At 43.4% G+C, this 14206-nt stretch carries 15 protein-coding genes; 9 read left to right on the top strand and 6 right to left on the bottom strand.

Annotated features, from left to right (window positions below; translation table 11 throughout):
- Positions 1–23: 23 nt before the first annotated feature.
- Positions 24–203, top strand: coding sequence for a hypothetical protein (locus SPUTW3181_RS03655; protein ID WP_011788085.1), 180 nt, complete (start codon positions 24–26; stop codon positions 201–203).
- A gap of 47 nt (positions 204–250) precedes the next feature.
- Here SPUTW3181_RS03655 and aroG read toward each other — a convergent pair whose 3' ends face one another.
- The 4 genes from aroG to SPUTW3181_RS03635 all read right to left on the bottom strand — a co-directional run bounded on the left by aroG (position 251) and on the right by SPUTW3181_RS03635 (position 3688).
- Entirely contained in the window at positions 251–1306 is a 1056-nt protein-coding gene (gene aroG, locus SPUTW3181_RS03650; RefSeq protein WP_011788084.1) for a 3-deoxy-7-phosphoheptulonate synthase AroG, read from the bottom strand.
- 287 nt (positions 1307–1593) lie between these two features.
- Positions 1594–1923 (bottom strand): hypothetical protein, encoded by a 330-nt coding sequence (locus tag SPUTW3181_RS03645; protein WP_011788083.1) that lies wholly within the window; start codon positions 1921–1923, stop codon positions 1594–1596.
- A 165-nt stretch (positions 1924–2088) separates the two neighbouring features.
- Positions 2089–3339, bottom strand: a complete 1251-nt coding sequence (locus SPUTW3181_RS03640) for an ammonium transporter (RefSeq protein ID WP_011788082.1) — start codon at positions 3337–3339, stop codon at positions 2089–2091.
- 10 nt (positions 3340–3349) lie between these two features.
- Positions 3350–3688, bottom strand: a complete 339-nt coding sequence (locus SPUTW3181_RS03635; RefSeq protein WP_011788081.1) for a P-II family nitrogen regulator — start codon at positions 3686–3688, stop codon at positions 3350–3352.
- Positions 3689–3984: 296 nt separating this feature from the next.
- Between SPUTW3181_RS03635 and SPUTW3181_RS03630 the strand changes: the two genes are divergently transcribed.
- From SPUTW3181_RS03630 to SPUTW3181_RS03620, 3 genes are all read left to right on the top strand, one after another.
- Positions 3985–4527, top strand: a complete 543-nt coding sequence (locus SPUTW3181_RS03630) for a hydrolase (protein ID WP_011788080.1) — start codon at positions 3985–3987, stop codon at positions 4525–4527.
- A gap of 165 nt (positions 4528–4692) precedes the next feature.
- Entirely contained in the window at positions 4693–4944 is a 252-nt protein-coding gene (locus tag SPUTW3181_RS03625; protein WP_011788079.1) for a DUF2999 family protein, read from the top strand.
- Positions 4945–4998: 54 nt separating this feature from the next.
- Positions 4999–6363 (top strand): diguanylate cyclase, encoded by a 1365-nt coding sequence (locus SPUTW3181_RS03620; RefSeq protein WP_011788078.1) that lies wholly within the window; start codon positions 4999–5001, stop codon positions 6361–6363.
- Here the strand turns inward: SPUTW3181_RS03620 and SPUTW3181_RS03615 are convergent.
- A complete protein-coding gene (locus SPUTW3181_RS03615; protein ID WP_011788077.1) occupies positions 6360–6953 on the bottom strand; it encodes an FxsA family protein in 594 nt (197 codons plus the stop codon). The two genes, SPUTW3181_RS03620 and SPUTW3181_RS03615, sit on opposite strands and share 4 nt — an antisense overlap.
- A gap of 252 nt (positions 6954–7205) precedes the next feature.
- Between SPUTW3181_RS03615 and cutA the strand changes: the two genes are divergently transcribed.
- The 5 genes from cutA to SPUTW3181_RS03590 all read left to right on the top strand — a co-directional run bounded on the left by cutA (position 7206) and on the right by SPUTW3181_RS03590 (position 13634).
- A complete protein-coding gene (cutA, locus tag SPUTW3181_RS03610; RefSeq protein ID WP_011788076.1) occupies positions 7206–7529 on the top strand; it encodes a divalent-cation tolerance protein CutA in 324 nt (107 codons plus the stop codon).
- Complete coding sequence (locus SPUTW3181_RS03605; protein WP_011788075.1) at positions 7526–9340, top strand: protein-disulfide reductase DsbD; 1815 nt, start codon at positions 7526–7528, stop codon at positions 9338–9340. Before cutA ends, SPUTW3181_RS03605 begins: the two co-directional genes overlap by 4 nt.
- Before the next feature lie 193 nt (positions 9341–9533).
- Positions 9534–11177, top strand: coding sequence for a cation:proton antiporter family protein (locus SPUTW3181_RS03600; RefSeq protein WP_011788074.1), 1644 nt, complete (start codon positions 9534–9536; stop codon positions 11175–11177).
- Between the two features lie 248 nt (positions 11178–11425).
- A complete protein-coding gene (galK, locus tag SPUTW3181_RS03595) occupies positions 11426–12571 on the top strand; it encodes a galactokinase (protein WP_011788073.1) in 1146 nt (381 codons plus the stop codon).
- Positions 12572–12599: 28 nt separating this feature from the next.
- The gene (locus SPUTW3181_RS03590) at positions 12600–13634 is read left to right on the top strand and encodes an aldose epimerase family protein (protein WP_011788072.1); all 1035 of its coding nucleotides are present in this window, start codon (positions 12600–12602) and stop codon (positions 13632–13634) included.
- Between the two features lie 116 nt (positions 13635–13750).
- Here the strand turns inward: SPUTW3181_RS03590 and SPUTW3181_RS03585 are convergent, their stop codons facing one another.
- On the bottom strand, positions 13751–14155 hold the full coding sequence (locus SPUTW3181_RS03585; RefSeq protein WP_011788071.1) for a hypothetical protein: 405 nt from the start codon (positions 14153–14155) through the stop codon (positions 13751–13753).
- Positions 14156–14206: the final 51 nt, after the last annotated feature.

Below are 14206 nucleotides of genomic sequence, written 5' to 3'. Positions count from 1 at the left end.
AAATCAAGATCAAAGGAAGCTTTATGTTGGATTCCGCTAAAGTTCAATACCCGCCATTACCACTGATCCAAACTTGGGTGTGGATGATGATAGAATCAGGCAATCCAGAAATTCAGGACAAAGGTCGAAACAACCTGATTGCCGCCTTTGGTAGCTTAGCCAAAGCAAACGAATATTTAGCCGAAATAAGCAATAAATCATAAAAATAAAGGCGCTGAAAAGCGCCTTTATTTTGCTTACTGACCGACTTTTAGGCCTTGCGGCGCTCAATCACACTTTGGGCTAATACAGCCAACAAACGCTCAGTGTCATCCCAACCAATACAGGCATCGGTAATGCTTTGGCCGTAGCATAAATCTTGCCCCTCAACTAGATCCTGACGCCCTTCCACTAAATGACTCTCGACCATAACGCCAAAAATAGCTTTATTGCCTGCGGCAACTTGGTCAGCCACATCTTGAGCGACTACCATTTGGCGCTGATACTGTTTACTACTATTAGCATGACTAAAGTCGATCATCACATTATCGGGTAATTTGGCTTTTTGTAGCTGCTCACTTATCTGTGCGACATGGGGCGCACTGTAGTTAGGTTCGCGTCCACCACGCAAAATAATATGGCAATCGGGATTCCCCTTAGTTGACACAATCGCAGAATGACCAAACTTGGTGACAGAAAGAAAATGGTGTGGTGCATTTGCAGCACCAATCGCATCAATGGCGACTTTAATCGTACCATCAGTGCCATTTTTAAACCCGACAGGACACGAAAGCCCCGATGCCAACTCTCGATGTACCTGTGACTCAGTTGTACGCGCACCAATGGCTCCCCAACACATTAAGTCGGCCATATATTGTGGCGTGATCATATCAAGGAACTCTCCCGCCGTTGGCATACCACTATCATTTAAATCCACTAATAATTTTCGGGCGGTACGCAGTCCATCATTCAGTTTAAAACTGTTATCCATATAAGGATCGTTGATCAACCCCTTCCAACCCACAGTCGTTCTTGGCTTTTCAAAATACACTCGCATCACAATCTCAAGTTGATCTTTATAATGCTCGCGCAGAGAAGCAAGACGCTGACCATATTCCAATGCGGCTTTAGGATCATGGATAGAGCAAGGGCCGATTACCACTAAAAGGCGATCATCATTTTTCGCTAAAATATGGTGAATACTTTGACGGGCATTAAATACGGTGGCAGAGGCTTTTTCGGAAGCAGGAAATCGTTCAAGAATCGCAATGGGAGGAAGTAATTCTTTGATTTCTTTAATGCGAACGTCATCGTTTTGGTAATGCATAATTTACTGCTCCAACTCTGGTGTCTTAGGCTATTTCTATCGCTGCAATACGGGATCTCAACGGCAATACTGAGTTCAATTTATCCAGTCTGAAGCGCTAATGCAACCAAGTTGTTTCTATTTCAAAAAATCATGCATAACCAATTGTTTTTATATGTTTTTAAAAGTGATAATTTAAAATATATCGGATAAATCACAGTCATGGTGAGTAAAATCGAATAAGGCGGTGGATCCACAGGTGAAGTCTTTTAAGGTATTGAACAATGAAATCACTCAGCTAAAAGCCATTATTTTTTAGGGGAATCCACTTTAATATATAGCTCTCGCTGCTGATACTGATAGGGTCGATATGTACTCTCACCACAGGAAAAATGGCGATAGGGTTTTGTCATCAACACACAGCCAATAGGCAGAGCCTGTAAAATTTGGATCTGCTCCTGTCGACGAAGCGATTCTTGCCACTCAAAGTCTTTAAGCACTTGATCTCGCACAGCAAAGGCGTCAAATGGCTCACTCGAACGCGTCACGACCACTTGACCCGCCATCACAGGCATAACGAATAGGGTGATAAGGCTCAGTAAGACATAGCGTTGCACAATATTTGCAATCAAATTCATCAGTCACTCCTTAAATTTATCGCTGCATGATTTATCACACTTCTTACTCTGTAAAATTTAAAAAGCCTCACACTTGGCTTGGATTACCCATAAAAAAGCAGAGCACTAAGCTCTGCTTTACTATCCCCTGATCCTGTTATGGCATCAAGTCATATCAGTGAGTTTTTAGCTGGCATTTTTTACTGTCACAAACTCAGGATAAGCGTCGATACCGCAATCGGAAGCATCCATACCGTTATATTCTTCCTCCTCAGAAACTCGAATACCCATAGTCATTTTGATGATAGACCATACGACAAATGAGGAACAAAATACCCAAGCAAAGATAATCGCAGCACCAGTTAGCTGTGCCGTAATGGTTGCATCAGCATTCGATAAAGGTACGCACATCAGACCAAGAAAACCTGCCACACCATGAACTGAAATAGCCCCGACAGGATCATCAATCTTAACGCGATCTAATCCGACAATGGAGAACACCACTACACCACCAGCAACCAAGCCAATGACGCCCGCCATTAAAAATGAAGGAGATAAAGGATCGGCAGTGATTGCGACTAAACCCGCTAGAATACCGTTTAAAATCATTGTTAAGTCTGCTTTCCCCCAAATCATTTTACATACAATAAGGGCAGAAATAGCGCCAAATGCCGCGGCAGTATTGGTATTCATAAACACTTTTGCCACTGAACTTGCGTTTTCAGCATCAGACACCATAAGTTGAGAGCCACCATTAAACCCAAACCACCCCATCCACAGAATAAACATACCTAAGGTTGCCATGGGTAAGTTAGAACCAGGAATGGGATTGACTTGACCATTAGGGCCGTATTTACCTTTACGAGCGCCGAGTAAGAGCACCCCAGCAATTGCAGCTGCAGCGCCAGTCATATGCACTATGCCACTACCTGCAAAATCAACAAAACCGAGTTTGGCAATAAATCCTTGGCCCCATGTCCAATACCCTTCAATAGGATAAATCACCCCAGTCATGACGATGGCGAAACAAAGAAACGCCCATAACTTCATGCGTTCAGCCACTGCACCTGAAACGATTGACATCGCCGTTGCCACAAACACCACTTGGAAGAAGAAGTCAGACTCTAACGCATGGCTTGCATCAGCAGATTGTGAACCGATTAAAGTGCCGATGGAGGGTATCCAACCGCCCTCGGTATTATCGACATACATAATGTTGTAGCCGACTAAGAGGTACATCACACAGGCAATTGCATAAAGAACCACGTTTTTAGTTAAAATTTCAGTAGTATTTTTTGAGCGTACTAAGCCCGCTTCTAGCATGGCAAACCCCGCAGCCATCCACATGACCAAAGCACCTGAGATTAAAAAATAAAAGGTATCAAGTGCAAAGCGTAGTTCTGTGACTGTAACGCCTAATTTTGTTAATTCTTCCATTATCAGCCCCTTATAGCGCTTCAGAGTCGAGTTCACCCGTACGGATACGGATAGCATGTTCTAAGTCAACGACGAAAATTTTACCGTCGCCAATTTTTCCCGTATGAGCTGCTGTGGTAATAGCCTCTATCAGCATGTCGAGATTTTCAGCCTTTGTGGCAATTTCTAATTTTACTTTCGGCAAAAAATCCACTTGATATTCAGCACCACGGTACAACTCTGTGTGCCCTTTCTGACGGCCAAAACCTTTAACTTCGGTCACCGTCATACCTTCAATACCAATTGCGGCGATAGCTTCACGAACATCATCCAACTTAAATGGCTTGATGATAGCGCTGACTAGTTTCATCCTGACCTCCAAAAAACACGATTGTTATTAACTTGTATCAAAGGTAATTCAATCATCAGGCCAATAATTTAATATATTGATTTATAATATATTTAATACAAACAGACCTTATATTGCGCTTAAAAATGCACCACATTTGTGCATAACACTTAGCAACGCACTCTTTTAGTGATCTGTTTAAGTGCAGAACTATTCGACCTTATGCCTATTGGTAACCGTGGGGAATTAGGGTTTACTGATACAGCGTGATATGAAAAAAAACGCCGTCATAAACTAAAATGCAAAAGGAAGGCACAATGTTAAAACCCGAAGAATGTGTGCTTGTCATCGTGGATGTGCAGGGAAAACTCGCTCAGATTATGCAAGGTAGTGAACAACTCCACCAGCAACTCCAAACCTTAATTCAAGGCGCGCAGTTGTTTGAAATCCCCATTTTATGGCTAGAGCAACTCCCAGATAAACTCGGCGCAACTAGCCCAGAATTACAAACATTGCTTGAAAAAACCAACATGCCTATCGCCAAAGCACATTTTAGCGGTTGGCGCTGTGATGAATTTAAGCAAGCGTTAATTCAAACTGAACGTAAACAAATCATCTTGGCAGGGATAGAAACCCATGTGTGTGTTTATCAAACCTGCTGTGATTTACTAGCGAACCAATATTCGGTGCACTTAGTCGCAGATGCTGTCTCATCACGAAGTGAGACTAACAAGCAACTCGGTATACAAATGATGACGAATAAAGGCGCGCTACTCACCAATGTGGAATCATTGCTATTTGAGTTACAACACCAAGCCCAAGGTGAACGCTTTAAGGCACTATTAAAGCTGATTAAATAACCTACTGGACCATTTATTAACATGGGATAATTTGCAGGATTTTATAGGTCACTTTCCTTCATCTATATTTACTGTATGTTATCCCCTCGCCCTCCCTTCACACTCACCAAGCAGTTTGTGATAACATCAGAGCCTATTTCGTATTGACATCAGCAAGGTAATATAATGAATCCCATTATTGCCATCTTAAAAGAGCACAATATCAGCGACGCCAAAATTAATGCGCTATTCCAAACCTTAACAGAAAATCCGTTTGCTGCCATGGCAACGATTAGTCAGTTGGGGATCCCACCTGAAAAATTACAGCAGCTTATGGCGCTGGTAATGCAAAAGCCTGCGTTGATCAAAGAGGCGGTACTGGAGCTCGGTTTAGACTTCGCCAAAGTGGAAGCTGCAAAGGCGCAATTTCAGCAATAACCCTCTACCTTTAAATACAACACCGCAAGAACAAGTGAAGTAAGGATTATGCTCATGCCAACTATCGGCACCGAAAAATATACTGCTGAATGGCTTGCCCTAGTCAACAACCTCTCCAGATCTGATGCAGGGCAACTAGAGCACCTTATTCATCAAAATCAACATGCCCTTAGCGATACTTTTTATCAAGCGATGATGCAAGACAGTTCAGCATCTGAATTCTTGTCTAATGATTTAGTACAAAAACGCTTAAAAGCATCAATGCAACAATGGTTGACGGATATGTTTCAAAGTCAGACGACCGAGCATATTCAAGCACTCGTTGCACAACAGATAAAAATTGGTGAAATTCACGCCCGAATTGGTGTACCAGTACACTTAGTACTCAATGGCGCTCGCTACCTAAAAACAAGAATCACCCAGTTAACCAGTCACGCACTTGCATCCCATGCAAGTATCTTGATTGATTTGGCAATGGAGATAATGAGCCAAGCGTATTCTAACTCACATGAGCGAAATTCCCGCTCAGAGGAAGCCTATCGCTTACATGCTATTGCACAAAACATTGCCCATGAAAAAGATAAACAACGTGCCGCGTTCCTAGATTGGGAAAACAAAGTCATGTTTGATTGCGCAAGTGGTGTTGATGCAGCGCTACTTCAGCCATTATATTCTTCTGAGTTTGGTTTATGGTTTCGCCATAAAGCAGAGCACGCTTTTGCGGGCGCGGAGGAGATAACACTGATTAATGACGGTATTAACCATATTGATAATGTGTTGCTACCTCTTTTAGCATTACCCTCCTTACAAGCCGATACCAAAAAGCTCCAATGCCTTCGTGAATTGCGCGAGCAATCTAAATCTATCCGTTACTATCTTGATCTTTTATTTGAGCAAAATCGAGAGGTTGAATCTGGTCGTGATGTTCTTACGCGGTTGTTAAACAGAAAATTTCTCCCCGCAGTGATGACGAAAGAAGTCAGCTATAGTCGGCGCAATAAAAGTCAATTTGCGATACTTGCTATTGATATTGACCATTTTAAAACCGTAAATGATTCCTATGGACATGAAGGCGGTGACCTTGTATTGCAACATCTGGCGGCATTACTGAGTAATACAGGTCGAGGTGGAGATTATTTATTTCGCCTCGGTGGAGAAGAGTTTCTAATGTTGTTAGTCGATATAAACGCCAGAGAAGCGGCTCTCTCGGCTGAAAATATCCGACGCAAAGTTGAGCGTGAAACCTTTTTACTGCCACACAATCAACAACTACAAATTACAGTCAGTATTGGTTTAGCAATGTATGATGGGCATCCAGACTATCAACGATGTTTACGGGCTGCTGACGATGCGTTATTTGCCGCTAAGCGCGCTGGCCGTAACTGTATTATCACCGCGATAGACAAAGCTGACAGCTAAATCTTAGGATCCTTTGGATCTATGTCTTTATCTGAAACTTGGTGGATCCTTGGCTTTGGCTCGAGAGGATCCTCTTTATGCTCAAAATCGCCCTCGTAGGTATTTCCCTGAGCGGGTTTATCCTGTTCAAAAGGCGAGTGTCCAAATGGGTTAGATCCCGGGTCTTGTGTATGCTGACTAAATGGCCCTTCACCAAAACCGCCCTTCATTCCACCATGCAATCCCGCAACCACGCGTAACTGCATACGTTTAAAGACCAAAGCAGCAATAGGGCGACGAGTTAACGGCGTTAAAAGCAATAAGCCAATAAAATCCGTTACAAATCCGGGTATAACCAACAACACACCCGCCATCGCTAGCATCATGCCTTCGACAATTTCTTGCCCAGGTGCTTCGCCCCTTGTGAGCTTTTGTTGCACTTGCATTAAAGTACTGATCCCTTGGCTGCGCACCAGAGATACCCCAAGTATCGCGGTAAAGAGAACTAAGCCAATGGTGGTCCACGTTCCTAACACTTCACCAACACGTATTAGCACCGATAGCTCAACCACAGGGATCAGCACAAAAAGTAAAAATAGAATGAATAACATACCGACCTCAGTTTTATCTCACTATCCGTTTTTATCCGATTATCCGTTTTTATCTCACTATCACTGTAAACTAAATGGGGGTTGTCCGGTCTTAAATCAAGTCATCAGTACGAGCATAGTCCACATCGGAATGTAATTTAGCTCACCCTTTTGTTAACGCGTTAATGTATGAGACCATGAAAACACGTAAAGTAGCTTACCCCAACGGGCTTAAGTGAAGTTTAAGATTGTTAAGGGACGATACCCCATACCATGCAAGATCAATATTTAGTGGTGAGCACTACCTGCCCAGATGAGTCACTGGCCAACACCTTAGCATGCGCCTTAATCGAGTCGCGTATTGCCGCGTGTGTGCATATATCGGCGCCAATTCGTTCTATATATTCGTGGGAGGGGAAAATCTGTGAAGAGCAAGAAATTAGCTTACACATTAAATGTTTACAAAATCGTTATGCCGAGTTAGAACAACTTGTGCTAACACTCCACCCTTACCAAGTACCTGAAATAATTGCCGTACCTGTGACTCACGGGCTACCAGCTTACTTAGATTGGATAAAAGATAACACGCAGCCATGAAAAAACTACTTAGCCTTATCTTCACCTCTTTATTGCTCCTCGCTCCGTTAACCTATAGCGAGGGCGTTTTAGCAAACACCTTTGGTTTTTTAAAAAGTGAACCAGAACTAATGCCCGTCGATAAGGCATTTGTTTTCGATTACAAGCAGGAAGGAAATCAAGTCAAACTCAATTGGGTTATCGCCGACGGTTACTATATGTACCGCGATAAACTGGTATTCTCCGTCAATGGTGCCGAATTAGGCACCATCGCCTTACCCCAGGGTAAACCCCATACCGATGAATATTTTGGCGAACAAGAAGTCTATTACACCTATGTAGATATTCCTGTTGGCCTAAAGCAAGCCGATGAAAATAGTACACTCACTGTTACCTTTATGGGATGTGCCGAAGGCAAACTATGTTATCCGCCCACAAAGCGCGAAGTGTCCCTTAAAGCCGTAGCTGCCAACGACGGTATTCTAGCCAATGGTGACGCGACAAAGACTCAAGCAGTCAGTCCAGATAAAACCACCCAACCTATCACTCAACAAGACACCCTAAGCCAAATGCTATCCAACGACAGCTTAATTTGGACCTTAGTGATCTTTTTTGGCTTAGGTATTGGTTTAGCACTGACGCCCTGCGTCTTTCCTATGTACCCCATTTTGTCTGGCATTATTGTCGGCCAAGGACAAAAACTCTCAACGGCAAAAGCTTTTACCTTGTCCATGGCCTATGTACAAGGTATGGCAATTACTTACTCACTTCTGGGCTTAGTTGTCGCTTCAGCCGGGATGAAATATCAGGCCGCACTCCAACATCCTGCTGTGTTAGTGGTATTGGCTATCCTGTTCTTTGTTCTTAGCTTATCGATGTTTGGCCTTTATGATTTAAAACTGCCATCACGCTGGCAGGAAAAAATGAACTCGGTATCAAACAGTCAAAAGGGTGGCAACTTAGTTGGCGTATTTTTGATGGGAGTGATTTCGGGTCTAGTGGCATCTCCTTGTACAACGGCTCCACTGTCGGGTGCATTAGTCTATGTGGCGCAAACGGGTGATTTACTCCAAGGCTTCTTAGCGCTTTACGTACTCAGCATGGGAATGGGCGTGCCCTTATTGATCATTGGCACCTCTGGCGGTAAATTGCTGCCGCGCGCTGGAGCATGGATGAATATCATTAAAACCGTGTTTGGTTTCCTTCTCATAGCAGTGTCCATTGTGATGCTTGGCCGTATTTGGACTGGCGTCATTTCCGATGTGCTTTGGTCACTTTGGGGCATTAGTTTCACTGGCTACTTGATGCACCAAAACAAACTGAGCACCTTTAACTGGAAACAGACTGTCCGTTCGGTACTGTTAATGCTGACTCTCCTCGCTAGCTTCTCCTATGGTTTTCAATCAGTAATGAGGCATTTTGGTTTTAGCCATAATCCTGTGGGGGTCGCGGTGACGTCCGAAGAATCCCATGGCTTCAAACGCATTAAGTCAGTAGAAGATCTAGATCGCGAAATCACGGCGGCAGTGGCCGAAGGCAAACCTGTGATGTTAGATCTTTATGCTGATTGGTGCGTTGCCTGTAAAGAATTTGAAGCCATAACCTTTAAGGATGCAGAAGTCTTAAATCGCATGAATAAAATAGTGTTATTGCAAGCCGATGTGACTAAAACGGATGCTGTGGATGTCGCTCTTTTAGAAAAATACAATGTGCTCGGTTTACCAACTCTGTTGATGTTTAACGAGCAGGGCGCGCAAAGGGAAGATTTACGCGTGACAGGCTTTATGGGGCCTAAAGACTTTGCGGCCCATTTAGACCACCTAGTAAAATAAAGGTAACGCCTTATAGAACATAATGTTAAGCAAAGCCCCAAGATAAAATTATGGTAGTTTGGGTTTAAACACTGCTTTGACACAACCACAAAGAAAAGCGGACTTTTTTAATTAAAAGTCCGCTTTTTTATCGCTCTGTCATCGATTTCTTATACAATTCATTCTTATTGTGGACTTTTTAAATTGGAGCATTATGGAACCGGCTATCCTTGTCATCACACTCGTCTGCGGCATGCTCGTCAGCAGGATAGGACTCCCACCTCTCATCGGCTATTTAGTGGCGGGCTTTGTGCTGTTTGTTTTAGGCATAGAAAAAGAAAGTCTGCCACTACTGCAAGAACTCGCAAACCTCGGGGTTACCCTATTGCTCTTTGCTATTGGCTTAAAACTGGATATTCGGAGTCTATTCAAAGCTGAGGTTTGGGCGGGTTCGAGCATACACTTAATACTATCAATGCTAATATTTGTGCCCATTCTTAAAATCTTAGGCCTTATCGGCTTAAGTCAACTGACTAGCCTAAATATTGAGCAACTTACCCTACTTGCTTTTGCCTTAAGTTTTTCAAGCACCGTATTTGCCGTAAAAGTATTGGAGGATAAGGGGGATATACAATCTCTCTATGGTCGTGTTGCCATTGGTATCCTGATTATGCAGGATATTTTCGCCGTACTGTTTTTAACCATTTCCAAGGGAGATGTACCTTCGGTCTGGGCTTTTGCATTACTCTTATTACCACTGGCTAAGCCGCTTATTTACAAAGCCTTTGATCGTGTAGGACACGGTGAACTATTAGTGCTTTTCGGACTGGTGATGGCACTTGTGGTCGGTGCTTGGTTATTTGAAGTCGTGGGCTTAAAACCTGACTTAGGCGCCTTAATTATCGGGATCCTACTCGCTGGACATAAAAAATCCTCTGAACTCGCAAAATCCTTATTCTATTTTAAAGAACTTTTTCTTGTCGCCTTCTTCTTAACCATTGGGCTCAATGGCTTACCTTCGGTATCCGATATCGTGCTCGCCGCCCTTTTAGTACTATTAGTCCCGTTAAAAATTCTATTATTTGTCTATATTCTTACCCGCTTTAAGCTACGCTCGCGTACCTCGATGTTAGGATCGTTTAACTTAGGTAATTTCAGTGAGTTCGGTTTAATTGTTGCCGCGGTGGCCACCAGCAAAGGCTGGTTACCTTCGCAGTGGTTAGTCATTATTGCAGTGGCTTTAAGTTTTAGTTTCTTACTCGCAGCTCCACTCAATGCGACTGTCGGCAATATCTATCAGAGATTCCAACAGCGGTTGGTTAGATTTGAAAAACAGCCATTACACCCAGAAGATAGGCCAATCGCCATTGGCAATCCCCGTTTCTTAATTCTAGGAATGGGTCGTATTGGTAGCGGTGCCTACGATGAGCTACGTAACAAATTTGAGGGTGAAATCCTTGGTATCGAACATAAGCAAGAATTGGTGGATTTACACAGAGCCAACGGCCGCAATGTGGTCAAGGGCGATGCATCAGATACCGACTTTTGGGAAAAACTCGACCATGCACCCAATCTCGAACTCGTACTGCTCGCCATGCCACACCATGCAGGAAATATGTTTGCAGTTGAACAACTCAAAAAACTCGATTATCAAGGCAAAATCAGTGCGATAGTTCAGTACAGTGATGATGCCGATGCATTAAGGGCATCTGGTGTGCACAGTGTTTATAACTTGTACGAAGCCGCTGGTGCAGGTTTTGTCGACCATGTTATCCATGAATTACTGCAAGCCTCTGATAAAACAACACTCGAAGAGCAAGAAGCATTAAAGCCAAGTACATTAAACAATGTGAGTTAACAAAGCATTAGATAGGCTCAGAGGAATACCACTGAGCCTATCGCACTTGTAATTTACTATTCTTTACAAATCAAATGGCTACATCACTTATATAAGATGATTAACTTGTACTCAAGAAGACTATCGATTTTCTCTTTTCTCTCCATCGCAATAACGATACAAAATCTCAGTTACATAGCCGACTCAGTCGTGATATAAATCGAAGACAAGAACGAAATTAGCTCAGCTTTTTTGGAAGTTTTCACAGCATGTCAAACCCTGCGCAGCGCGCCACTAAGTTATTTGTCCAAACCTTTGGCACTAAAGCCGATGATTTATATCAAGCCCCAGGCCGAGTCAATTTGATCGGTGAATATACTGATTACAACGATGGTTTTGTATTACCAGCAGCCATTAATTTTCATACCGTTATTGCGGTTAAGCGTCGTGAAGATACCAAGTTTCGCGCCGTTACCGATGCCTTTCCTGGACAACTCAAAGAGTGGACCTTCGGCCAAGAGGGGCATATTGATCCGGCTGATGGCTGGGTGAATTATCTAAAAGGACTCACAGCGGCCATGGCTCACACAGGCCTATTAGCAAAAGGACTGGATTTAGCCATAGTGGGTGATGTTCCTTTAGCCGCGGGTTTATCTTCTTCAGGGGCGCTTGTGGTTGCTTTTGGCACCGCAATCAGTGATAGCAGCCAACTACACTTATCCCCCATGGCAGTCGCGCAATTAGCCCAGCGTGGTGAGCATAGATATGTTAAATCGGCCTGCAGCATTATGGATCATATGATCAGTGCCATGGGTGAGCAGGACCACGCTTTACTGATCGACTGTTTGGATCTCGACAGTGAAGCCATTTCGATCCCCGAAAATTTAAGCCTTATCATCATAGATGCTCATATTGAAAAACAGCGTTTAGCGGCCACCAATCAACAACGCCGCGATGAGTGTGCCCAAGCTGCTGAATATTTTGGTTTAGATGCATTGCGCCACTTGGATTTGCGTCAGTTAGAAAGTGCTAAAGATAAATTAACTGACACTCTATATCGCCGCGCCAAACATGTAGTGACCGAGAATAAACGCACTCAGAGTGCTGCGCGCGCACTCGAACAAAATAATATCACTAAATTTAGCCAGTTAATGGCGCAATCCCATGTCTCACTCAGGGATGATTTTGAAGTGACCCTGCCCGAATTTGACACCTTAGTTGACATTGTTGGCCAAGTGATAGGGGTACGTGGCGGCATACGTATGACAGATGGTTGTGTCGTGGCTTTAGTGGATCATGAACTTACCGATGAGGTCGTTGCGGCTGTGGAGCATGATTTTTTCGAGAAAACAGGGATCGATGCCACAGTCTATTTATGTTCTGCAAGTGCTGGAGCGGGTCGTATCGATAACTAGTTGCTCACAAAATACAGAAGGAAGCGAAATGGTACGTTTCAGTGTATTAGAACCTTGGACGGATCCCCGCGGTGGCGAAATCGAACGAGTACGGATAGACAATGGAACTCTTGCATTAGAAGTTATCAGCTTAGGCGGTATTATTCGCTCACTTTGGACACCCGATAAACATGGGGAACGTGGCAATATTGTACTTGGTTGCGATAGCGTCGAAGATTACCTCACCCAAAATGCCCATCTTGGTGCCATTACTGGCCGTTTTGCTAATCGCATTGCTAATGGCAAAATGCACTATCAAGGGCAAAATTATCAACTGGATATTAATCAAGCGACGAACTGTTTACACGGAGGACGTGAAGGTTTTAATCGCAAAGTCTGGCAATTAGGTACACTCCCCGATGGAGTACGCTTAACACTAGTTAGCCCCGATGGTGACATGGGGTTTCCTGGTAATTGTACTGTGCAATTAGACTATCGCTTAGCGGCCAATAACCTCTATGTCGAAATGTTAGCCTCTGTAGATAAGCCTTGCCCCGTTAGTTTGACTCAACACAGTTACTTCAATCTTGATGGCTCGGATACTAACTACAACCACTTTATGCAAGTGGATGCCGAGCGTTATCTGCCCATAAATGATGTTAGCATTCCTACTGGAATCGCGAGCGTTGAAAACTCTATCTTCGACTTACGTCAAGCCGTACGTCTCGGTGATAAACTGCATTCAGCCGAACTCGCTAGTACCCATGGCTACGATCACTGCTATTTGATGAATAATTCCGAAGGTTCCCTTGCACGCTTTGGTTGTTTAAGCAGCCCCGTGAGCGGCCGCGCTATGACAGTATTTACCAATCAACCGAGTGTCCAACTTTACTGTTCCAATTTTTTAAAAGGGACGTTAGGCCGTCATCAACAGGTTTTCAATCAACACCATGGCGTATGTATAGAACCTCAAATGCCGCCTGATTCACCAAACCAACCCCATTTATGTGGTGATAATGTCTGGTTAGTACCGGGGGAAATTTACCACCATATTAGTCGCTATCAGTTTGATACTTATGCCTAATAATAAAGATTGTGGATTTAGAAAAGCAGATTGGAAAAAATATAAAAGGTAGGGATAAGGAATAAAATAATGGCTATTTTATTCCTTACAGCATTTGGCTCTAGGCCAACACTGTGTTAATCATCAAAATCATCGCCCCAGTCATCATCAAAATCTGCACCGATAGCATCGGTTTCAATTTCAGGCTCAACTTCAGGCTTCGCCTTACGTACAGGAGCGGTCTCTTTGACATTATTAAGATCAATACGAGCTTGATGTTTGCTCATAAATTGAGATCTAGCCGCTTTCCATGCTCCACCAAACTTAGCCTCAGCAGCTTTTAACGCAGCCTCATCTAAGTCATATAGGTTCACTTTAACAATATCTTCCACGTACTCAACAATGGCGTCACGCTCTGTATTGTATAGGTAGATTCGTCCAGGAGAGGCGTCTGGCAGTTGGTTGTCATGGACGACAATCGCATTGCCTTTCGATGTTCTCAGCTCACCATACCAAACTTGTTTCTTTGCTGTGTTATACATATATGCCAATACCCTTAAATCAACACATACACCATGAGTTTTTTAGTCTGA

It is taken from the genome of Shewanella sp. W3-18-1, assembly GCF_000015185.1.
In the GTDB taxonomy this organism is placed as follows: domain Bacteria; phylum Pseudomonadota; class Gammaproteobacteria; order Enterobacterales; family Shewanellaceae; genus Shewanella; species Shewanella putrefaciens.
This window is presented reverse-complemented; position numbering and strand designations above follow the sequence as displayed.

What these genes read in the sequence shown, in the direction of transcription:
- SPUTW3181_RS03655 (WP_011788085.1), top strand. Translation starts at nt 24, where the DNA reads ATGTTGGATTCCGCTAAAGTTCAATACCCGCCATTACCACTGATCCAA.
- aroG (WP_011788084.1), bottom strand. Translation starts at nt 1,306, where the DNA reads ATGCATTACCAAAACGATGACGTTCGCATTAAAGAAATCAAAGAATTA.
- SPUTW3181_RS03645 (WP_011788083.1), bottom strand. Translation starts at nt 1,923, where the DNA reads ATGAATTTGATTGCAAATATTGTGCAACGCTATGTCTTACTGAGCCTT.
- SPUTW3181_RS03640 (WP_011788082.1), bottom strand. Translation starts at nt 3,339, where the DNA reads ATGGAAGAATTAACAAAATTAGGCGTTACAGTCACAGAACTACGCTTT.
- SPUTW3181_RS03635 (WP_011788081.1), bottom strand. Translation starts at nt 3,688, where the DNA reads ATGAAACTAGTCAGCGCTATCATCAAGCCATTTAAGTTGGATGATGTT.
- SPUTW3181_RS03630 (WP_011788080.1), top strand. Translation starts at nt 3,985, where the DNA reads ATGTTAAAACCCGAAGAATGTGTGCTTGTCATCGTGGATGTGCAGGGA.
- SPUTW3181_RS03625 (WP_011788079.1), top strand. Translation starts at nt 4,693, where the DNA reads ATGAATCCCATTATTGCCATCTTAAAAGAGCACAATATCAGCGACGCC.
- SPUTW3181_RS03620 (WP_011788078.1), top strand. Translation starts at nt 4,999, where the DNA reads ATGCCAACTATCGGCACCGAAAAATATACTGCTGAATGGCTTGCCCTA.
- SPUTW3181_RS03615 (WP_011788077.1), bottom strand. Translation starts at nt 6,953, where the DNA reads ATGTTATTCATTCTATTTTTACTTTTTGTGCTGATCCCTGTGGTTGAG.
- cutA (WP_011788076.1), top strand. Translation starts at nt 7,206, where the DNA reads ATGCAAGATCAATATTTAGTGGTGAGCACTACCTGCCCAGATGAGTCA.
- SPUTW3181_RS03605 (WP_011788075.1), top strand. Translation starts at nt 7,526, where the DNA reads ATGAAAAAACTACTTAGCCTTATCTTCACCTCTTTATTGCTCCTCGCT.
- SPUTW3181_RS03600 (WP_011788074.1), top strand. Translation starts at nt 9,534, where the DNA reads ATGGAACCGGCTATCCTTGTCATCACACTCGTCTGCGGCATGCTCGTC.
- galK (WP_011788073.1), top strand. Translation starts at nt 11,426, where the DNA reads ATGTCAAACCCTGCGCAGCGCGCCACTAAGTTATTTGTCCAAACCTTT.
- SPUTW3181_RS03590 (WP_011788072.1), top strand. Translation starts at nt 12,600, where the DNA reads ATGGTACGTTTCAGTGTATTAGAACCTTGGACGGATCCCCGCGGTGGC.
- SPUTW3181_RS03585 (WP_011788071.1), bottom strand. Translation starts at nt 14,155, where the DNA reads ATGTATAACACAGCAAAGAAACAAGTTTGGTATGGTGAGCTGAGAACA.